This window comes from Flavobacterium potami (assembly GCF_020026915.1).
GTDB lineage: Bacteria > Bacteroidota > Bacteroidia > Flavobacteriales > Flavobacteriaceae > Flavobacterium > Flavobacterium potami.
This window is the reverse complement of the sequence record NZ_JAINUY010000009.1, coordinates 173,471-196,352: the sequence shown is the minus strand read 5'-3', so window position 1 is coordinate 196,352 and position 22,882 is coordinate 173,471. Positions and strand designations below refer to the sequence as shown.

Annotated in this window: 15 protein-coding genes; 14 read left to right on the top strand and 1 reads right to left on the bottom strand. The window is 34.1% G+C overall.

The features are described 5' to 3' along the window. Nucleotides 1-53: 53 nt before the first annotated feature. The 4 genes from K6T82_RS22440 to K6T82_RS22425 all read left to right on the top strand — a co-directional run bounded on the left by K6T82_RS22440 (nucleotide 54) and on the right by K6T82_RS22425 (nucleotide 6,454). On the top strand, nucleotides 54-704 hold the full coding sequence (locus tag K6T82_RS22440) for a hypothetical protein (protein ID WP_223710937.1): 651 nt from the start codon (nucleotides 54-56) through the stop codon (nucleotides 702-704). A 350-nt stretch (nucleotides 705-1,054) separates the two neighbouring features. Continuing rightward, entirely contained in the window at nucleotides 1,055-3,451 is a 2,397-nt protein-coding gene (locus K6T82_RS22435; RefSeq protein WP_223710934.1) for a TonB-dependent receptor, read from the top strand. Between the two features lie 445 nt (nucleotides 3,452-3,896). Beyond that, complete coding sequence (locus K6T82_RS22430; RefSeq protein ID WP_223710932.1) at nucleotides 3,897-5,753, top strand: T9SS type A sorting domain-containing protein; 1,857 nt, start codon at nucleotides 3,897-3,899, stop codon at nucleotides 5,751-5,753. Nucleotides 5,754-5,815: 62 nt separating this feature from the next. Beyond that, nucleotides 5,816-6,454: a carbohydrate-binding family 9-like protein gene (locus tag K6T82_RS22425; protein ID WP_223710929.1), complete on the top strand. Its 639-nt coding sequence runs from the start codon at nucleotides 5,816-5,818 to the stop codon at nucleotides 6,452-6,454. A gap of 2 nt (nucleotides 6,455-6,456) precedes the next feature. Here K6T82_RS22425 and K6T82_RS22420 read toward each other — a convergent pair whose 3' ends face one another. Further along, nucleotides 6,457-7,497 carry a LacI family DNA-binding transcriptional regulator gene (locus K6T82_RS22420; RefSeq protein ID WP_223710927.1) on the bottom strand — a complete coding sequence of 347 codons (1,041 nt, stop codon included), beginning with the start codon at nucleotides 7,495-7,497 and terminating at the stop codon, nucleotides 6,457-6,459. A 317-nt stretch (nucleotides 7,498-7,814) separates the two neighbouring features. On the opposite strand from K6T82_RS22420, the gene K6T82_RS22415 reads away from it, so the two are divergent. The 10 genes from K6T82_RS22415 to K6T82_RS22370 all read left to right on the top strand — a co-directional run bounded on the left by K6T82_RS22415 (nucleotide 7,815) and on the right by K6T82_RS22370 (nucleotide 22,872). Next, nucleotides 7,815-8,723, top strand: coding sequence for a sugar phosphate nucleotidyltransferase (locus K6T82_RS22415; protein ID WP_223710924.1), 909 nt, complete (start codon nucleotides 7,815-7,817; stop codon nucleotides 8,721-8,723). A gap of 1 nt (nucleotide 8,724) precedes the next feature. Further along, nucleotides 8,725-9,828 carry a phosphotransferase enzyme family protein gene (locus tag K6T82_RS22410; protein WP_223710922.1) on the top strand — a complete coding sequence of 368 codons (1,104 nt, stop codon included), beginning with the start codon at nucleotides 8,725-8,727 and terminating at the stop codon, nucleotides 9,826-9,828. Nucleotides 9,829-9,833: 5 nt separating this feature from the next. Further along, the gene (locus K6T82_RS22405) at nucleotides 9,834-10,760 is read left to right on the top strand and encodes an SDR family NAD(P)-dependent oxidoreductase (protein WP_223710919.1); all 927 of its coding nucleotides are present in this window, start codon (nucleotides 9,834-9,836) and stop codon (nucleotides 10,758-10,760) included. A gap of 186 nt (nucleotides 10,761-10,946) precedes the next feature. After that, nucleotides 10,947-12,320 (top strand): sugar MFS transporter, encoded by a 1,374-nt coding sequence (locus K6T82_RS22400; RefSeq protein WP_223710917.1) that lies wholly within the window; start codon nucleotides 10,947-10,949, stop codon nucleotides 12,318-12,320. Nucleotides 12,321-12,521: 201 nt separating this feature from the next. Further along, nucleotides 12,522-13,904, top strand: a complete 1,383-nt coding sequence (glmM, locus tag K6T82_RS22395; RefSeq protein ID WP_223710915.1) for a phosphoglucosamine mutase — start codon at nucleotides 12,522-12,524, stop codon at nucleotides 13,902-13,904. Nucleotides 13,905-14,549: 645 nt separating this feature from the next. Further along, a complete protein-coding gene (locus tag K6T82_RS22390; RefSeq protein ID WP_223710912.1) occupies nucleotides 14,550-17,804 on the top strand; it encodes a SusC/RagA family TonB-linked outer membrane protein in 3,255 nt (1,084 codons plus the stop codon). 10 nt (nucleotides 17,805-17,814) lie between these two features. Continuing rightward, nucleotides 17,815-19,287, top strand: a complete 1,473-nt coding sequence (locus K6T82_RS22385) for a RagB/SusD family nutrient uptake outer membrane protein (protein ID WP_223710910.1) — start codon at nucleotides 17,815-17,817, stop codon at nucleotides 19,285-19,287. A 54-nt stretch (nucleotides 19,288-19,341) separates the two neighbouring features. Next, nucleotides 19,342-20,706 (top strand): DUF4832 domain-containing protein, encoded by a 1,365-nt coding sequence (locus tag K6T82_RS22380; RefSeq protein ID WP_223710907.1) that lies wholly within the window; start codon nucleotides 19,342-19,344, stop codon nucleotides 20,704-20,706. 27 nt (nucleotides 20,707-20,733) lie between these two features. Beyond that, entirely contained in the window at nucleotides 20,734-21,606 is an 873-nt protein-coding gene (locus K6T82_RS22375) for a PKD domain-containing protein (protein WP_223710905.1), read from the top strand. Nucleotides 21,607-21,780: 174 nt separating this feature from the next. Then, nucleotides 21,781-22,872, top strand: a complete 1,092-nt coding sequence (locus K6T82_RS22370; RefSeq protein WP_223710903.1) for an acyltransferase family protein — start codon at nucleotides 21,781-21,783, stop codon at nucleotides 22,870-22,872. Nucleotides 22,873-22,882: the final 10 nt, after the last annotated feature.

Sequence of the window (22,882 nt, the reverse complement as noted above, 5' to 3'; positions counted from 1 at the left end):
TCATCCCGAATTTAAAAAAGTAGATCAGTTTAAAAAATTTAATCATCATAGATATGAATAATAGTATCAAATTATTAGTACTGGTTTTCATTACTTTATTGTCATCTTGTTCAAGTGATGATGAAAGTAATCAGGACAAGAATTCAAATAAAGGTTTTTTGAAAATAGGTACCCAAACTGTAGAATTATCACAGGGATATTTGGAAAATTATGGCATTAGAGGCAATGCCTATAATATCGATTTTTCTATACGATCTAAAACAATTTCTGAATCAGAAAATGGTGCGGTTGTTTACTTCGAACTGTTTTCATCTCTTCAAAATAATTTAGCGAAGGGAGAGTACAGTTTTGGAGGATATTCGGAAGCTACGGCTTATACTTTTAGCAAATGGGGACAATCTCTACTTGGAAAAAATATAAATCCAGGAAAAGGCGATTTGTCTGTTGCTAATGGAGTTAGTATAAAACCTTTAAGTGGAACCTTTAAGGTGAGCGAAAACGGTGAGAAATACAAAGTTAGCTTTAATGGAAAAGGTACAGCAAGTTTTTACAAAGATGGAGCACTGACTTCTACTCAAAATGATGTTGTCTTTAGCATGCAGTACTTTGGTAATGTGAAAAAATCGGAAGGAAAAACTTTTACTGCTAAAAAGATAAATTCAAGCGACTTATTTCAAAAAGACCATTCCATTATTTTTAATTGACTTTTTGCCTACGATTAGCTTGGTTTCTTGAAGACCTGATTTAAAGCCTGAATTTTTTCAGGCTTTAACTATTTTATGTATTTTATGAATAGAACTTTTTAAATTTTGTTTTATGAGTAGATAATTATCGTCTAAATAGAAAATTGAATTCGTAGAGAAAATCTTTTTTAAGAACTATTTTATTTTTTTTTAGTTTTTTTATTCAAAAACAGCATGCTTTGTAAGCTTTATTTTATGTTAAATGGGGGCTCGAATTAATTTTGCTATTATTATCTGGAATAAATATAAATAATTTGGTTTGTTTTAACACAACGCATACATTTGCAGTATTAAAAACAATTCTAAATTATATGAAATTTAAAATACTTCTTCCGCTAGTGAGCTGCTGTCTTATGCTGCTTACGGCTGCAACTTCTTTTGCACAGACAGGTTCTATAAAAGGAACAGTCTCATTATCAAATGGTGAAGCTCCGGATAACATCTCTGTTACATTAAAAGGAACAAAGTTTGGAACAGCCACAGATGAACAGGGAAACTACGAAATTAGAAATGTTAAACCTGGTAATTATATCGTAAAGGCTTCTGTAATTGGATTTTCATCAAAAGAAGAAAATATTACTGTTGCAGCTGGAAGTGAGCTTGTAGTAAACTTTACACTAATCACAACATCTGAAGCACTAACTGAAGTTTTTGTTAAGGGTAATGCCAACAAATATACAAAATCAGAAAGTCAATATGTGTCAAGAATGTCTGTGAAAAACCTTGAAAACTCACAGGTATACAACGTAGTTACTAAAGAGTTGATCAAAGATCAGCTGGTAACAAACCAAGACGAAGCGTTGAAAAACGTTCCAGGTTTATACCAGTTATGGGCAGCTACCAATCGTGCTGGTGATGGAGCTTCTTGGTATTCATTACGTGGATTTACAACACAAAGTTTGGTAAGAAACGGTCTTGCTGGTAAAGTAAACAGTAATACAGATGCCGTAAATCTTGAAAGAATTGAAGTTATAAAAGGACCATCTGCTACACTTTTTGGAAATGTGGTTTCTTCTTATGGTGGATTGATCAATCGTGTAACCAAAAAACCTTACGAGACTTTTGGAGGAGAAATTTCATACCAGAATGGAAGTTATGGATTTAACCGTCTTACAGCAGATCTTAATACTGCAGTAAACGACGATCATACAGCATTATTCAGAATCAATGCTGCGTTTGGAAATGCGAATACATTTCAGGATTTTGGTTCTTCAAAAAGCTTTTTTGTAGCGCCTTCATTTTCTTATAAAGTAAACGATAAACTGACTATCGCTATTGATGCTGAAATAGGAAATCAAGACAACTCAGGTATGTCATTGATTTACCTTCCTTTTGGAGTATCAATTGACCAGCTAGGAGTAAACAATGCTAAAGATCTTGACATTAATTGGAAAAGATCGTTTTTGGGAGATGAATTCTTAACGAATACTAAAACTTTAAACGTATTTGCTCAGGCTAATTATCAAATGACGGACGAATGGACTTCACAGACTGTATTTAGTAGCAGTTCTAATAAGGCTGCTGGTTTACAGACATGGTTTTACCTTCTTCCAAATCAACAGTTATCAAGAAACGCATGGGATGCAAATGGAAAAGATAATGCAATTGAATTCCAACAAAACTTCAACGGTGATTTTAATATTGGATCAATGCGAAATCGCTTCTTGATTGGTGCTGATTTATATTACGGTTCAAATAAATTAGGATACCAAAGTTTGCCAGGTTATGCTGCTTACGATAACATCAATTATACAGGATCAGCAGCTAATTATTACGATTTTAACCCAACTAACGTAAAAGACGCACTTGCTGGAAATGGTAATCCACCATACACGACTAATAGCTCTATCGCAACTTACAGTGCGTATGTTGCAGATGCAATTAATCTTACTGAAAAACTTATTGTTTCGGCTGCTGTACGTTTTGATCATTTTGAAAATGAAGGTGCATTTGATGCGGCTACAAATACAAACGGTGGAAGCTTCTCTCAAAATGCATTCTCTCCAAAATTTGGTGTAGTGTATCAAGTGGTAAAAGATCAGATCTCTATATTTGGTAATTACCAAAACAGTTTTACTAACAAAGGATTCTTAAATGCTAATGTTGGTGGTGCTCTTGAAATGAAACAATTTGATCCAGAAAAAGCGAATCAGCTTGAAGGAGGTATAAAAATTAATGCTTTTCAAAATAAAGTAAGTGCTACCCTTAGTTACTACAATATTAAAGTGAAAGATATTGTTACAGCCGATCCAAATTTACCAAATGCTAGTATTCAAAATGGTACTCAATATAGTAAAGGTTTTGAAGTAGAAGTTACTGCGAACCCTATCCCAGGACTGAATCTTCTTGTTGGTTATGCAAACAATGACTCAGATTTAAATGGTTTGAGACCTGTAACAGCAGGACCAGAGAACCTTATCAATTACTGGTTTAGCTATAACTTGCAGTCAACAAAACTAAAAGGATTAGGTTTAGGATTTGGAGGTAACTATGGTGATGCTATGTATATTTATAACAACGGACCAGGAGAAACATTCGAACTTCCTTCATATGCTGTTGTAAATGCTGCTTTGTATTACGATCAACCTAAATACAGAGTTTCGCTAAAAATGAACAACCTTACAGATGAATTGTATTTCAACGGTTACACAACAATTAACGTACAAGCTCCACGTACAGTTATGGGAAGTGTAACGTATAAATTCTAATAATTGAATTAAAAAAGATAATTTGAAAAAAAGCTCTAACTACGGTTAGGGCTTTTTTTTTGTCTTAATATAGTAAACATTAGATTTTGATTTAATAAAATTTAAAAGTCACTAAATAAGTAAAAATTTTATTCGTAAATCCTAAATCATATTATATAAAAATATAGTATTAATCTTAAATGTGTTCAAGCACATTGCGTGTAGATTGTTTTTTATCGATTTTATTGTAAGTAAAATATTTCAAAAATGCAAAATTATTGTGTTCGAGCACATTTTTTCTTTTTTAATCTTGTTTTTCTAAAAACATTATTTACTTTAGTTTCAAATAAGTTTTAAAAAGCTGTTTTTAAACCTCTATAAGAGCAAATTAGAGCTTATTTTTCATATGTAAATATTGCAATATTTTATATAGTTTTTCTTTATTGTCAAACCAAAATTTAAAATTATGAAAATTGAAAAAATTACTTTTTTTATTTTATTTTGCTTTTTACAGGGATTCTCCCAAACGTATGTTTCAACAACCGGAAACGATGTTACAGGTACTGGAACAGCAGCACTTCCGTTTAAAACCATTGTAAAAGGAGTTCAGGCGGCACCTTCTGGCGGTACCGTTTTAGTACTTTCAGGAACGTATGCCGTAACAGGGCCAATTTATGTTGGAAAACCTTTAACCATTCAAAAAAGTGGTTCGTCTCCAGTAATAGTAAATGCATCAGGATGGACAAGCACAGATACTTATGTTCTTGGAATTGTAAATACAAGCGACGTTACAATTGACGGATTGACTATTTCAAATAAAATTGGAAATGGGAGTAAAGGGATTTGGATTTTGGCAAACTCAGGCGCAACGTCCAATTTGAATAATATTACAATCAAAAACTGCGTGGTTAAGAACATTGGTTGGATTAGTAATAACCTTTCGGCTATTCCGGCAAACAGCGGAATCGTGGCAAATGCGATTAAAGTTGATGGAGGAAGCGGAACTTATGCTATTACAAACGTAAAAATCGACAGTAACGAAGTAGCCAATTGCGCTACAGGCTGGGGAGAAGCAGTAACGGTTACAGGAAATGTAAACGGTTTTTCAGTTTCAAAAAATACCGTTTATGATATCGCAAACATTGGTATCGTAGCAGCAGGAAATTATCTTTCTACAGGTGCATCAACCAATAATCAGGCGAGAAATGGTGTAATTGCTTCCAACGAAGTTTTCGATTGTATGAGTGCTGTTGCCAATAGTGCTGGAATTTATATTGATGGTGCTTTAAATTGTACGGTAGAAAGAAATGAAGTGTACAATTGCGGGGTCGGACTTGCAGTTGGTGCTGAACAAAATACTTCTACAGGAAATGGGGGAGTTTCTACTGGGCATATCGTTAATAATAATTCGGTTTACAATAATGTGGTGACGGGCGCTATTTTCGGTGGTGTCATCGGAAGTGGCTATACTACGAGTGTTCAAAATACTCAAATTTTCAATAATACTTTTTACAAAAACAGAACCGGCGCTGTTATCAATGGAGTTACCACAATCGGTGGAGTAGCCGTAGGAACTATTGCAGATAATTTTGGTGGAGAAGTACATTTTCAAAACAGTTCGGGAATTACCTATAAAAACAATATTATGTATGCAACAACCGATAAAAAAGCATTTTTAGCTTCTTACGGTTATACTATTTCAAATTTCGTTTCTAACTATAATTTGTTTTACAGAGAAGGAAATACCGATTTTACAATCGATTTGACGGGAATAAGTTTTAACGGAAGTTCGACTACAGGGTCTTTTAATCCGGCACAATTTGCTACAACAACCGGACAAGATGTAAATTCGATTGTAGGTTTGCCAGGATTTGTTAATGCAACTATTTTTGATTTTACTTTGACTTACGGAGCTTTTGCAACAGATAAAGGAGATCCAACATACAACTCGACTTATTCTGGAACTCTAGATTTTGATGATGATATTCGTAAAAGAAACGGTCGAATAGATATTGGATGTTCAGAACTTCAAACAGGTACAACTGCTAGATCGGCGGCTGTTGCAGAAAAAGAAAATACGACAGTTATTGCGGTATATCCGAATCCTGCATCCGAAGTACTTCATGTTAATTTTGGTAAAGTGGTTGATTCTGCTACGTATTCGATAACCGATTTAAACGGATTTGTACTTTCAAAAGGACAATTTAATGCTGTAGATGCGGCGAGTATAAACATTTCGGATTTGAAGAAAAATACGCAATTGGTTATACTTCAAATCAATGCTGATAACGAAATCAGTACTAATAAAATATATTTAAAATAAAATTTTTAGAGAGCAAAAGATTATCTTTCTTTTGCTCTCTTTTACTATAAGATATTTTTAGAATGAAAAATTACGAAGTAAATAGTGTTGAGAAAGGCACTTTACAAATTAATGGTTTTGGTGATCATCCGCTTTGGGAAAAAGCAGCTGTTTTGACAGATTTTATTTCGCCATGGGAAAACCATGAACCTAAAAAGATAGAACTTCGTGCTTTATGGGATTCTGAAAATGTCTTTTTTTATTATAAAGTTTGGGACAACGAAGTCTATATTGATAAAACAGACGATACAGCCGAAAGTATTGCTAATTCTGATCGTGTCGAAATTTTTTTGAGAAAAGACGCAGATTTGAGTCCGTATTATTGTTTCGAAATAGATCCGGAACCAAGAATCCTGGATTTTATAGCTTTTCCGAATAGGAATTTTGACTACGAATGGAAATGGCCAGAAAATCATTTGCAGGTAAAATCAAACCAAAATGAAAATTACTTTACAGTAGAAATTGCTATAAGTATTGAATCTTTAAAACAATTAAAACTGCTGAACGGTAATACAATCGAAGCCGGATTTTACAGAGCAAAATACATCAAGCAGAATGAAACATACGAACCCGTTTGGATTACCTGGGTAAACCCAAATACGCCAACTCCAGATTTTCACATTGCAAGTTCTTTTGGGAAATTAATCTTGATCGGTTTCTAAGATTATAAAATATAATCTTTTGCGTTTTCGGTATTAATAATATCAATTGGAAGCAATTTTTCGGCACTAATTTCTTTCTCAAAAATAAAATGCTCAATCAAATTGGTTGCTCCTAGATAGGCTTGCCTTTTCGGATTTTGATGAATCAGGAAATCGATTATTTTGTTGTTTAAATACTCCAAATTATTCTCTAACAAATCATAACCAACAAGCGCAATTTTTCTCTCCGGATTTTTTGAAATGATTTTAGCAACCTGATACGCTTTTGAGGTGGTGACAAAAAGTCCTTCAATGGCTGGATTGGCTTCTAAATATTCCTTAAGTGTAGTTTTAAATTGCGGATGTTTTACCTTGAAAGTTTTAATTTCGAATTTCCCTTTTTCAAGTGTATCAAAATAATTTCTAAAACCTCTTTCTTTTTCCTGCATGTGAATGGCATTTTCGTAATCTTCATCAATATGAACAATTGCGATAGTACCTTTTTGAAGTAATAATTCTAATAATCTTGCAGCAATTCTTCCACTTTGAAATAAATCCTGTCCAACAAAACTTTTTATCGCGCTAGATTTAAGCTGATTATTAAAAATGCTGGCAATAATACCTTTAGAATTATAAGTTTCAATGGCATCAATTGCTTCTTTATGAAAAAGTGGCACCAGCAAAACAGCGTCGGGAGAAGTATTTAATACACTTTGATTGGTTTCTACGAAAGAAGCAGTACTTGTGGGGTCAAACAAGAAAACTTCTAGTTTAACATTAAAAGACTTAAATTCTTTTTTGGCTTCATTTATACCATCAATACAAGGTTGCCAATAAGGATCACTCGCAGAATCTGGCAGCAAAACACAAATGGAATAAATTTGAGTTTTCTTCAGACTTCTGGCCATTAAATTAGGCTGATAATCAATTTTATCAAGTACTTCATTTACCTTATTTAAGGCGTCTTCAGACACTTTTCCTCTGTTATGCAAAACACGGTCTACGGTTCCTTTAGAAACCCCAGCAAGTTCTGCAATATCCTTGATTGTATAAATTTTTTCCATATAAAAACAAATATATATAAAATTCGAATATCAGAAAATAATAAATTACATGTGTTCGAAAACATTTTTATTGTGTTCGAGCACATTTTAACACTATTTTCTTTTTTTATATGATTTTAATATATACTTTAGCTAAAAATTAATCGGATAGTCTATTATATTAACTTAAAAATTGTCAGATTAATATTTATTTTTCTGTTTCTAAGAGAAATTTTTAAAATATTAGCTTTTGTTTTTTTACGATATATTCTACAGGCCTGGAAAAGTAAAAAAACAACCCAAAAACTAAAATAATAATCAATTAATAAACATTTTAAATGAGCAAAAATAAACCGACTCTCGTGATTTTGGCGGCAGGTATTGGAAGTCGATATGGAGGATTAAAACAGTTAGATACATTTACTCCAGAGGGTGACACCATAATGGATTTTTCTATATATGATGCATTGCAAGCAGGTTTTGGAAAATTTGTATTCATCATAAGTAAAAATATAGAAGAAGAGTGCAAAGAGATCTTCAATAAAAAACTCGAAGGAAAAGCAGAAGTAGGATATGTTTTTCAGGAAATAGACAACGTTCCTCCACAATATTTAAATCCTGAAAGAATAAAACCATGGGGAACAGGTCATGCGCTTTTAATGGCAAAAGATGAAGTGACAGAAAATTTTGCCATCATTAATGCGGATGATTTTTACGGTAAAGAAGCATTTGAAATTATGGCAAAAGCTTTAACCGAAATGGATAAAGAATCGTACCATTTTAACATGATGGCGTATTTGCTCAAAAACACCGTTTCGGATCATGGTTTTGTTTCAAGAGGTGAATGTCAGGTAGATGAAAATAATTATCTGACAGATGTGACAGAACGAACTCATATCGAAAAAATTGATGGAAAACTGATGCGTAAAGATGATAATGGCGAGTTTATTCCGATTGATGAAAATACGATTGTTTCTATGAATTTCTGGGGCTTTACACCTAAATGTTTTGAGTTTGGTGGCGCTCTTTTTGAAGAATTCCTTAAAGAAAATGAAAACGATCTAAAAGCTGAATTTTTCATTACGTCGGTAGTAAACGAGATCTTAAAGTCGGATAATGCCTCTGTTGAAGTGCTTCAGTCCAATGCAAAATGGTTTGGAGTAACCTATAAAGAAGATAAAGAAATAGTAAAAAAAGAAATTGAAAAGTTAAGAGCGCAAAAAGTTTATCCAACTAATCTTTGGTAGTATGACAGCGGAACAATTAAAATTTATTTTTGAAAAGTTTGACCACATTGAGGTTTTTAAAACTTTTGAAGAACTGTCTTCCGGTCATATTAATGACACTTATCTGGTAACAACTGAAAGTGGTAGACAGTTCATTTTACAACGAATTAACGATGGTGTTTTTAAAGATGTTCCAGGTCTTGTTTCAAATAAAGTAAGTGTAAGCAAACATTTGCTTAAAAAACTTAAACATCTTTCTGAAGCCGAATTACAACGTCGAGTATTGACTTTTGTGGGAACAAAAAAAGGCGTTTTCTATCATCAAGATGAAGAAGGTAATTTCTGGAACGTAATGGTTTATATTGAAGGAAGTCTAACTTTTGAAACTGTAAATAGCGAAGAAATTGCATACGAAGGCGGAAAGTTATTTGGAGAATTCTTGAATCTAACGAGTGATTTTGATGCAAGAAAGCTGATAGAAGTGATTCCGAACTTTCATAATATGGCGTTTCGTTATTCTCAATTTGATACTGCGCTGAAAGAAGCTTCTGAGCAAAGAATTGAACAAGCGAAAGAATTAATTGAAAAGGTTGCGGATTTAAAAGAAGAGATGCATGTTTTGCAAAACTTAAAAGATGCTAAGAAAATCAAACTTAGAGTGACGCACAACGATACAAAAATTTCAAATGCGCTTTTTGATACGAACAAAAAAGGACTTTGCGTAATTGATACCGATACCGTAATGCCCGGAATTATTCATTACGATTTTGGAGATGCAATCAGAACGATTTGTAATACGGCGGCAGAAGACGAGAAGAATTTAGAGTTGGTCAATTTCAATCTGCAGTTTTATAAAGCGTATGTAAAAGGTTTTTTAGAAAAGACTAATGCATCACTTTCTACTCTGGAAATAAAATATCTGCCTTTGGGAGCAAAAACAATGGTTTTTATAATGGCGTTGCGATTTTTAACCGATTTTCTAAACGATGATATTTATTATAAAACAGAATATCCAGAACACAATCTAGATCGCTCTAAAAACCAGTTCAAGCTAATTGATAGTCTTTCGGAACAATTTCAAGAAATGGAAGATTACAGTTTGAATTTCATCGGAACATTAAAATAAAAGACATGAAAAAATATGTAATTACTGGCGGCGCTGGTTTTATAGGAAGTCATATTGCGGAACATTTATCCAATCAAGGACATCAAGTTTTGGTATATGATAGTCTTAGAACGGGGTTTGAGCATAACCTTGAAAATTTAAATGTTGAATTCGTAAAAGGAGATATTCGCGATAAAAATTTAGTTCGTGAAGTAATCGACGGAGCAAGTGCTGTTTTTCATTTAGCAGCTTTGGTTAGCGTGCCAGAATCTTTGTTGAAAATTAAAGAATGTATCGAAATCAATACGATTGGAACAATCAATATTTTGGAAGCGGCAAAAAACAATGCCGATTGTAAAGTGGTACTTTCCACATCGGCGGCGAATTATGGAAATAATCCCGTTTTGCCAAAAGTAGAAACGATGTTTCCAGAACCCATGACTCCGTATGCGATAACAAAATTAGATGGAGAATATTATTTAAAAATGTATTTGGATCAATATCAGCTTCAAACAGCATCTTTGAGATATTTCAACGTATTTGGTCCGCGTCAGAATCCAGAATCGGCTTATGCGGCTGCGGTGCCAATTTTTATTAATAAAGCACTTCAAAATGAACCGATAACCATTTATGGTGATGGTTCGCAAACAAGAGATTTTATTTATGTGAAAGATGTGGTAAAAGCAAACATTCTGGCCTCTCAAACGGGAAATGAAACGTATAATGTAGCTTTAGGCCACAGTACTTCAGTTTTGGAATTAGCAGAAAAGATAATCGCAATTACAAATTCTAAATCGCAGATTAAATTTTTAGAAGAAAGACCGGGCGATATCAAACATTCAAAAGCAAATCCGGAGAAATTCAATCAATTAGGATTCAAACCAGAATATTCAATTGATCGTGCTTTAGAAGAAACAATTCTTTTTTATCATCAGGAATTAATCAGTAAATGATCGATGAGAATATAAACACATAGAAAGATAGCTTAGTAGAAGAAAGAAGAAAGAAAAATTGCAAGACACACATAGCTATGTTCATTTAAATAAAGTGAAACGCCTTTTTAGGTTTTCTAAATCTATGTTTCTATGTGTTGAAATTATTTACAAATAAAATTAACTAACTAAAAACCGAACCAAAATATGTCAGAACTAGATATTACCTTACAGAAAGATCAAAATAGCACTTTGATTCCAATGGTTATTTTAACCTCCTTGTTTTTTATTTTTGGTTTCGTAACCTGGCTAAACGGGCCGCTGATTCCGTTTTTTAAATTGGCTTGTGAACTTACAGAATCGCAATCTTATTTTGTGACTTTTGCCTTCTACATTGCTTATTTTGTAATGGCGATTCCGTCTTCTTTTTTAATTGAAAAAGTAGGTTACAAAAACGGAATTTCCTTAGGTTTATTGGTTATAGCCGCTGGAGCAATACTTTTTTATCCTGCCGCCGAAGCGAGAACTTTTTCGCTGTTTTTGGTAGCTTTATTTGTAATGGGAACTGGTTTGGCAGTTTTGCAAACAGCTTCAAATCCGTATGTGGTGGTTATTGGGCCTCGTGAAAGTGCGGCTGCGAGAATCAGCGTTTTAGGAATTGCAAATAAACTAGCAGGTTTTCTGGCTCCGTTATTACTGACGTCTTTGGTTTTATCTAATATCGGAGATTATTCTGCGGATAAAATTGCGGTAATGTCTGCTGGACAAAAAGAAACGGCTTTAGATGCATTGGCTTTACAATTGCAAACACCATATATGTATATGGCTGCTATCATGTTGGTTTTGGCTGTTTTAGTGAAATTTTCTCCACTTCCTGAAATTAATTTAGATGATGAAGGACAAGCAGAGCATTTGAGTATTTTCAAACAAATAAAGAAAGCATTCGAACATCCGCAATTGGTTTTTGGAGTAATTACTTTAATGGTTTACGTCGCAGCCGAAGTTTTGGCAGGAGATTCTATTGGTGGCTTCGGAAAACAATTGGGAGTTTATGGAGAAAGTGGTTCTTTTTATTTGAAACTGACTTCTTTTACAATGACTTTTATGGTAATCGGATATATTTTAGGAATTACCCTGATTCCAAAATACGTTTCTCAGGTTTTTGCTTTAAAAGTTTCCGGATTTTTAGGTTTGATTTTGGTAGGATTAATTGTTACCCTTTCGCCAAAAATCATGATTGAATTGCCTGGACTTCCACAATTACCTGTTGTAATTATCCTGGTTGCATTGCTTGGACTTGCAAATGCATTATGCTGGCCGGCAATCTGGCCAATGGCGCTTCAGGATTTAGGCGGATTTACAAAAATAGGAGGTGCCATTTTGATTATGGGAATTATTGGCGGAGCAGTTTTTCCATTATTATATGGAATGCTTGCCGATACAATCAATACATCAAATGAAGCGGGTGGAATTGCAGAAACAGCAAAAAGTGGTAATCAATTGGCCTATTTAATTCTAATTCCAGCTTATCTTATGATTGTATTTTTTGCTTTTAAGGGGCATAAATACAGAAGTTGGTAAAGCGTTGTAAATAAGTACGTAAAGCTTTGTCAAAGTTTTAAACTTTGACAAAGCTTAGACAAGCAGAACTTTTATTTATCTATTCAATTAAAGACATTCAGATTTCTTATCTGAAATGTTTAAACTCGACTTATATCATTTTCGACACAAATTAAATTAGTGAAAATTCGTGTAATTCGTGGCAAAAAATAAAAAACAAACATGGCATTAATAAAAACAATTTCAGGAATAAGAGGAACAATCGGAGGGGTTGTTGATGAAAATCTGACTCCTGTAAATGCAGTAAAATTTGCTGCAGCTTACGGAATGTGGCTTAAAGCCAATAATCAAAATAAAAAATTTACTGTTATTTTGGGAAGAGATGCCCGAATTTCAGGAGAAATGATCAGCAATCTCGTGGCGAATACGCTAACCGGATTAGGAATCAATGTAGTAGATATTGGTCTTTCGACTACACCTACGGTTGAGATTGCTGTTACATTAGACAACGCTGACGGTGGAATAATCATCACGGCGAGTCATAATCCTAAACAATGGAATGCGCTTAAATTGCTTAACGAAAAAGGCGAATTCTTAAACGCAGTTGAAGGAGAAAAAATCTTAAAAATCGCCGAAGATGAAAATTTTCTATTTGCAGAAGTAGACGATTTAGGACAGTATGAAAAAAAAGAAGGTTACATCAAACGACATATTCAAGAAGTTTTGAAATTGCCTTTAGTCGATGTTGATTCCATAAAAAGCGCCAAATTTAAAGTAGTTGTAGATGCTGTTAATTCTACCGGAGGTATTGCGATTCCTGCTTTATTAGAAGAATTAGGTGCAGAATGTGTGCAATTGTATTGTGAACCAAATGGACATTTTCCTCATAATCCAGAACCCTTAAAAGAGCATTTAACTGATATTTCAGAATTAGTGGTGACTGAAAAAGCCGATTTAGGAATTGTTGTTGATCCAGACGTAGATCGTTTGGCGATAATCTGTGAAGACGGTTCTATGTTTGGAGAAGAATACACTTTGGTTGCCTGTGCCGATTATGTTTTAGGAAAAACAAAAGGAAGTACGGTGTCCAATTTATCTTCTTCACGCGCCTTGCGAGATATTACATTAAAACATGGTCAAACTTACAAAGCAAGCGCCGTCGGAGAAGTAAATGTAGTTGAAGTTATGAAAACTACAAAAGCAATTATTGGGGGAGAAGGAAACGGCGGAATTATTTATCCCGAAGCACATTACGGCAGAGATTCTTTGGTTGGAGTTGCCTTGTTTCTGTCGCATTTGGCAAATCTTAAGATTTCTTGCAAAAAGCTTAAAAAAAGATATCCAGAATATTTCATGAGCAAGAGCAAAATTGAATTGACTCCCGAAATTGATGTGGATGGAATTTTAGCAAAAATCACCCAAAAATTTAGTGCAGAAAAGCCTAATACTATTGACGGAGTGAAAATTGATTTTGACCAAGAATGGGTGCATTTACGAAAGTCGAATACAGAACCAATTATCCGAATTTATACGGAGAGTATTTCTCAAGAAAAAGCAGATGATTTGGCTGAAAAATTTATCACTGTAATTGAGGATTTACTGTAAGAGGGCGTAGAATTTTGAGGTGATTTCAATAATGGAAATTAATACAGATTCTAACATAATTTTTAAAAATAGTATATTGATAACGGTATTATGTTGCGTTTTTTAATTAAATGAATATTAAAATTAAAAGAATTCTTTTCGAAAAATAATTGAATTTTTGACGCAAAATTTTGAATTCTTACATATTGTAATTTAAAATCAGTAAGAATTTAATAATACTTTTTCTAAAAAATGTGCTCGAAAACACTTTTTTTATGTGCACGAACACATTTTTTTGATTTTGCCATTGTTTATTAAAAAATATTATTTAGTTTAGCCATAAGTAAGTATAAAAAGGCTTTTTTTTATTCGTTTTTTTTAGTCGAAAATGACCTTGTAGAATAAAAAACGAAAGTGAGATCTTAAAGCAAAAAAAGCAAACCAGAAAAAGAATAATCAGCTGATTTTAAGTGAGTGAGAAAAGCTGAATAAAGAATATCAAAAAAACAATCTAACAGAAACGAAAAAACAAAACAGAAAACAAATTATGAAATCAAAAAAAACATAAACCAAACGCTTACACTTTGTGATTGATAAAATCCCTAACCATTTTTTTATGCACACAAAGTTTGTTTTTCAATTAATCATTTAACTAACCAGAATAATATGAAAAAAAGTAACAAGTTACTGTGCAGTAGCTACCCAGAAATAAGATTTAATTTTAAAGCAATAATTACACTTTTATTTTTGATAGTAACTGTTTTTGAAGTAAATGCGGCATCTATGTCGGACAGCAGTGAAAACTCGGAAATTACAGAAAGCAAGTCGGAAGCCGATATTACGATTAAAGGTGTGGTTTTAGACGAATTAGGACAGCCAATGATCGGAGTAACGATTGTACCAAAAGGCTCAGCAAGAGGAACAACAACAGATTTTGACGGAACTTTTACCATCACCGTTTCTTCTACAACAGAAGCTTTAATATTCTCTTACGTTGGATATGAAACTAAAGAAGCTCCAATAAACAACGCTACTAACCTTAGAATCTCAATGGTTCCATCATCTAAAAATCTTAATGAGGTTGTTATTGTTGGTTATGGAACTCAGAAAAAGAAAAATGTCTTAGGATCTATTTCTTCTGTAAAGGGAGAAACCTTAACCTTATCTTCTACACCGTCTGTTTTACCAGCACTTCAAGGAAAAGTGGCAGGTTTGCAGATTTCTCAGAACAGTGCGCAGCCAGGTGGTGGATTTAATATTCAGATTCGTGGTGCAGGTTCGATAAATGCGAGTAACGATCCGTTGATTGTTGTGGATGGTTTTCCTATCACAAACTTGCAACAACCTGGAACTGGAAACCGTTACGACGGAGGTACACAAAGTATCCTGAATTCTTTTAATCCAAACGATATCGAATCGATTGAGGTTTTAAAAGATGCTAGTTCTACTGCAATTTATGGTGCAAGAGCGGCAAATGGTGTTATTTTGATTACAACCAAAAAAGGAAAAGAGGGCGATGTAAGAGTAGATTACTCAGGTTCTTATTCGTATCAAAAATACAATGACAGTTATGAAGTTTTGGATTTGAAAGAGTGGATGCAGCTTAGAAATGATGCAGCAAAAGAAAACTGGGAATTTATTAATAAAGTATATCCGTATTCTCCAAAAACTCTAGCAGAAGCAAATGCAGCTCCGGTAAATGGAATTCCGTATAAAAGAATTTATTCGGATGAAGAAATTAGAAATGCCGGAAAAGGAACCGATTGGCTTGGATTGGTTACCAGAGACGGAATGATCGAGCAAAACAACATCTCTTTACGTGGAGGAACAAGGACTACAAAATACTTTTTATCAGGAAACTTGTTCAATCAGGAAGGTGTTATTAAAAACTCTGGTTTAAAAAGAAGTACAGTACATTTTAGTTTAGATCAAAAACTGACGGATTATATCAACTTTGGTATGAATTTGACCAAAAGTAGAATTAAGAATCAGAATTCGCAATTAGGAGGAGATCAGTTTGAAAATTCAGGAATTATTCGATCAGCTATTCAACAAGGACCAAATATTTTGGCAATTGATGAATTCGGAAACTATCCAATAAATCCAGATAATGCCTTAGAACCGAATCCATATTCTTTGTTGACAATTTCTGATGAAGGTTTAATAGACAGAACGTTGACTAATTTTTATGCAGAAATTAAACCAATACCAGGACTTACTGCGAGATTTCAGGCAGGATTCGATCAGGGAAATTCAAATCGTAATACTTATTTGCCAAGAACGACTTTGTATGGAGCTTTAGAAAACGGAAAAGCGACAATTAATACACAAAGAAAAAACGATGATTTATTTGACTTCACATTAAATTATACCAGAAAATTAATGGAAGACAACACGTTCGGTTTAATGGTGGGATATTCTCAACAAACCTACAGAACAGAAGGTTCTACTTTAGGAAATAGCAATTTTATTACAGATGCTTTCTTATGGAACAATATGAATGCCGGTGCGGGAACAAAGGTAACAGCTTCTTCAAAATCAGAGAATAATTTTATTTCTTATTTCACCAGATTCAATTATTCATACAAAGATAAATACATGCTGACTTCGACTATTCGTCGTGATGGTGCGAGTGTGTTTGCTAAAAATCATAAATACGGATTATTTCCATCTGTTGCCGTTGGTTGGGATGTTTCTCAGGAAAACTTCATGAAATCGATCGATAAATATGTTTCGCAGCTTAAATTCAGATTTGGATACGGACAAACGGGTAACGCCTCAATCGGTGGAAGTGCTTTTGGTGCTTATTACGCGCAACCAGCTTACTTAAATCCAGATGAATCTATTTTGATTGGAGTTTTTCCTTCAAGACTTGAAAATCCTGATTTGAAATGGGAAACTACAACAGAGAAAAACTTAGGTCTTGATTTCGAATTGTTTAATAAAAGAGTTTACGGAGCATTTGAGATTTACGACAGAGTGGTTTCAGATTTATTGACTTTAAAACCAATTAACAGTTATCAGGAAATTAATACTGTTTGGGCAAACATTGGAAGTACGCAAAGTAAAGGTTTAGAGCTTACTGTAAGTACTGTAAACGTTGATATTCCGAACTTTAAATGGGTAAGTACTTTTACATACTCTCAATTTAAGACCAAATGGAAAGAAAGAGCACCAGACTGGAAACCATCAGTTTACGAAAGCTATAATGATCCGGTTCGTGCACAATACATGCAAATTGCTGATGGTGTAATGCAAACAGGAGAGATTGTTCCGGCACAGCCAGATTTATATCCTGGACAAATAAAAATTAAAGATCTTAACGGATTTGTGAGAGATGCTGCTGGAAACCCAGTAACCGATGAAAATGGTGTGTTTTTAAGAACAGGAGCACCAGACGGAAAAATTGATGAAGCAGATACTGTTTTATTAGGTTCTGCAGATCCAGATTTTGTTGCCGGATTAGCGAATACAATTACATGGAAAAACTTCCAATTGAATTTTCAATTTAATGGAATGTTTGGAAGAAAAATAATCGATCAGACCGATTTTACGTATGGAGTAACGGCGGTAGGTGTAGCACAAAACGGAAGAAATGCAGTTAGAAATGTATACAACAGATGGACACCGGATAATCCGACCAATACAAGACCAGGTTCTCATTTTGGATATACACAATACGGTTCTGGAAACTTTTTTATGCAAGATGCTTCTTTTGTTCGATTACAAAGCCTTTCGTTGAGCTACAATTTTCCAAAAAAATGGTTCGGAAAGTACATGCAGGGAGCGGCGTTAAGATTAGACGGACAAAATCTTTTTACCATTACAAAATACAAGGGTATAGATCCTGAAACAGACGGTTATGCAGCTGCATATCCGAATGTAAGAACATACACAGTAGGAATTGATCTTAAATTTTAATAAAAAAGAGATGAGAAATTTAAAAAATTACGCAATAGTTTTACTACTACTTGTTTTTTCAGGATGTAGTGAAGATTTAGAGTCGATCAATTATGATGAAATTAATCCAAGCATATTTCCAAGTTCAGAGGCTGACATTCAGGCTATTGTTGCATCGGCCTATTATCCGCTTAGAGGTTCTTATGGAAATGGAATTCACACCACTTCAGAAAATGGCTTGATGTTTATGCTTGATGCGACAACAGAAATTCTTCAAGGACCTTACGGAGTTCAGCAAGAAGCTTCTTTGCACAGTTATAAAGCTACTTCGACAGCGGTTACCCGTTTCTACGATACTTTTTACAATAAGATCAGTGGTATGACTTTGAGTATCGACAGAATCGAGAAATCTAAAGTAAATGAATTGATTAAAAAACAAGCTGTAGCTGAAATAAAATGTGCAAGAGGATTATTGGCTTACGAACTTTTTGATATGTACGGACCGCTTGTAGTAGCGCCTCTAGATGTGCTTCAAAATCCGTTGAAAGAAGAACCTCTGGCAAGACTTTCAAATGCAGAAATGGTAAGTTTTATTGAAAATGATTTAAAAGATGCTGCAGCAGATTTAAAATCTCCGGCTGAAACGGCCTATGGAAGATTCAGTAACGGATTGGCAAGAATGATTTTGATCCGTTTATATCTTCATGAAAAAAGATGGGCAGAAGTAGAAGAACAGGCAAATGCTATTATTGCCTTGAATTATTACGGATTGGAAGATGATTATGCAGGTTTGTGGGATATTAAAGCGCCAACAGAAAGTAAAGAAGTAATTTGGGCAGTTCCTGCAGATTACGCAGGAACAAGCGAAAACCAATGGCAATTAATGGTTTTACCGGCGAACTTTCCAGGACGCGGCGGTTATGGAACAATTCAAAGTTCATGGTTTTTCTACGATACTTTTGAAGCAACTGATATTCGTAAAGAAGCGCTTATCGCAGAATTTACAGGAACTGATGGTGTAACCTACAACAGACAGAATCCGGCAAATTACATGCAGTTAGGACCAATTCCGTTAAAAATTGATCCAGATGCTGCCAGAACAACAGCTTTAACAACGGTTGATATTATAGTTTATCGTTATCCTGATGTATTGTTGTCTAAAGCAGAGGCAATTGTAAATAAAACAGGAACTCCAACACAAGAAGCTATTGATTTGGTGAACATTGTGCGAAGAAGAGCCAAAATCAGCGAAATACAATTGGCTAATTATAACACACTGGCAAGTTTCAACAATATGATTTTGGTAGAAAGATCTCATGAATACTGGTGTGAAAATGGACAATACCGTTCTGATCTTATCAGACACGGTAAATTTACAGAACATGCCCTTGCCTTAAACGGAGCAGCAAGTCAGAGTGCGCCGTATAAAGCATTATTCCCTTTCTCTTTAGCAAGAATAAGTGAAGGAAAAGGAAAATTCATTCAGAATCAAGGATATAATTAATTTCTTTTTAAGAAGAACTTATATTGATTAAACAGATAATTTAATTATAAAAATATGAAACAGCTATTAATATTATTTTGTCTTTTTATTAATCTCGCCTCAAGTTGTCAGAGCGATGGGGGAGAAAATAAAGGCGGAACTACGGGTGCTGGAGAAACTGTAAATTATAGTGCTTCCAACGAGGTTTTTACCAATCCGGAACGTGGATTTATGCACACCTGGCAAGTAAATTCGGAAGGTGCTGCTATGACGACGGCTTCTTTAACGAATCTGAAAAAAGAAAACGTAAGTTTAATTCTTCGTTTGTATTATTTGGAAAAATTCAAAACCTCGGCTTTAAGTCAGGCGCAATTAGATCTTATCAAAACCGACTTTACTCGTTTGAGAGAGTCGGGTCTAAAATGTGTTTTGCGTTTTGCCTATACAGATGCGCAAGATGGTACAGATGCTTCTGTAGCTGTTATTTCTGGACATTTAGATCAGCTTAAGCCTATTTTAGAAGAGAATAAAGATGTAATCGCTTTTGTTCAGGCAGGTTTTGTAGGAGCTTGGGGAGAATGGTATTATACGACCAATCAATTGACTACAGAGGCCAACAAGAAAATAATTTTAAATAAATTGTTGGAGTCTTTTCCAAAAGAAATCAAAATACAGGTAAGAACTCCAAAAATCAAACAAGATTTTATGGCAACCACAACACCAATGGATGCTACAGTTGGTTATGGAACCACAAATACGGCACGTCTAGGTTTTCATAACGATTGTTTTATGGCGAGTATTGACGATTACGGAACTTATGTAAATGTAACTGCCGAAAAAACATATATAAGCAATGAAGCCCTTTTTGTCCCAACTGGAGGAGAAACTTGTCCGCCAACCAATGTGCCAATTGCAAGCTGCAGTATTGCAGAACAAGAAATGACACTTTTAAAATGGACTTACCTTAATTTAGATTATTACGGCCCAGTTTTACAGGAATGGCGAAATAATAATTGCTTTACAGATTTTGAAAGAAAGTTGGGGTACAGACTTGCATTGGCATCTTCAAACATTACAAAACAAGCTGCTGTAAATGGAACTTTAGAATTAAATGCACTTATAACTAATGGTGGTTTTGCACCAGTTTATAATTCTAAAAATGCGTATTTAATTTTGAGATCTACTGCCAACGGAACTGTTTACAAGAAAAAATTAGCTTTCGATGTTAGAAAAGTTGTGCCTAAGGTAGCTTTTACTCTAAAAGAATCTGTGAGTTTATCGGAGATTCCTGCCGGAACATACGAATTGCTTCTTAAAGTAGAAGACAGTTCTTCTAAACTAGCAGACAGACCTGATTATTGCATTCGCTTTGCTAATACTGGTGTGTGGGAAGCTACAACGGGATTCAATAAATTATCTCAAACGGTTATCATTAAATAGTTATTGAAACATTTAAATTAAAAAACCATGAAAAAAATAAAATTAACCAAGTATGCAACAATGCTAGTCGCTTTTTTCTTGCTGACAGCTTGTTCTAGCGATAGTTCTTCTTCTGATTCGGCTACCAAACCAGTTGCAGATTTCTCATTTACAAATGACGGAAGCACTTTTACTTTCACCAATTTATCCACAAATGCCACAAAATACAGATGGGATTTTGGAGATTTATATTATTTATCTAATGAAAAAGACCCTGTTTATACCTATAAAATAGGAGGAGAGATCAGAGTTTCTTTGACCGTAACCAATGAGGCAGGAGAGGAATCTTTTATTACAAAAGTGATTACAGCACCAAAAATCATAATTATTGATATTAAGATCGATGGAAAATTTGCTGATTGGGATGACGTTGCAGTAACCGATCAAAATACCTCTGGAAATGGTTCTATCCAGAAAATAAAAATTTGGGCAGGCGGTCCAAATGTAAATGTGTATCTAGAAGGTAACAAGAAAATGCAGATGGAATTGGTAGATATGTTTATCAATACAGATGGAAATACACAAACAGGTTTTTTACATGCCAATTGGGCTCAGGGTTCAGGAGCAGAATTTTTGTTTGAAGGTCCTGTCGTAACAAATGGCTGGGGAGCATTTTATAACCATACCGATCCAAATGGAGGATGGGGCTGGAATCCTATCGCAGGTTCTGGAGCAAATTTAACAGCGTCTGGAATCGTAAGTCTGAATGCTACAACGAATGCAATAGAATTTAGTATTCCGAAATCACAATTAGGAACTTTAGGAAAATCGATCGGTATTGCCATTACCGAAATGACTTCTGGCTGGGCTGCAGTTGCCAACTTTCCAGAAGCACCTAAATTTTCTACATTAGAATTATAGTTTGCCATCGATAGCCCGATCAATTGTGCCATTTACACTAAACGTTTTTTGAAGTTATAATTTCATGTCAAATGGCACAAGCTATCGATTTAATATATTTTAGATAATCCACTGTTTTGGATTTCATCATGAAGAAACAAGTGCATTATTAATACTAAAAAGAATAAAGACAATATGGATAAAAGTATTCTAAATAATCGATTACTGTCTGTTGATGTGCTGCGAGGATTCGATTTATTGATGATTATCGTTGCTGATCGATTCTTTTATAATTTGAATGTTGCGGCTAAAACCGATTTTACAAAAACACTGGCCGATCAATTCGAACATCCAGAATGGTTAGGATTTCATATTTATGATGTGATTATGCCATTATTTCTTTTTGTTGTAGGAGTTGTAGTTCCGTTTTCATTAGGAAAAAGAAATTCAGGATCAGACCGTAGTTTGTATGTACATATTTTTAGACGATTTGTAATTCTGTTTATTTTAGGATGGATTGTTCAAGGAAATCTATTGTTTTTGGATAGTACAAAGTTTCATATATTCAGCAATACCTTGCAGGCTATTGCAGTCGGGTATCTGTTTTCTTGTTTTGCGTATCTCAACTTATCAAAAAAAGGTAGATATATGTTTTTTATTTTTTGCCTTGTTCTGTATGCAGTATTATTAGCTGTTCCTAACTTTTTTGGACATCATTTTGAATTGCTTCCCAATAAAAATCTTCCCATTTATATTGATCAACAAGTTTTTGGACATTTTTATGATCAGACGCAATATTCATGGTTGCTAACAGGATTAGGATTTACAGCAACAACATTATCTGGATTGTTTGCGGGAGAATTGCTTTTGTCTTCGTTACCAAGACCAAAGATTGCATTGTATCTTGCTTTAGTTGGAGTAATCGCATTTTCACTTTCTTTGATTATAGGAATCTGGCATCCGATTATAAAAAAAATATGGACGAGTTCTTTTGTATTGTTTTCGTCAGGAATAAGTTTTGTTTTATTAGCCTTGTTTTACTGGATTATCGATGTAAAAGGATATACAAAATGGGCCTATCCGTTTAGGGTAATTGGTGTAAATGCCATTGCGGCCTATGTAGGTTCTCATGTTCTCAATTTCTCTTTGATTGCCAAACAATTAGTTTTTGGTTTCGAACAGTTTACAGGTGCTTATTATGATGCCTTTTGCGATCTGATAGGTTTTGGAATTCTATATTTCATACTTTGGTACATGCATAAAAACAAAACTTACATAAAAGTGTAAGAAAAACAAA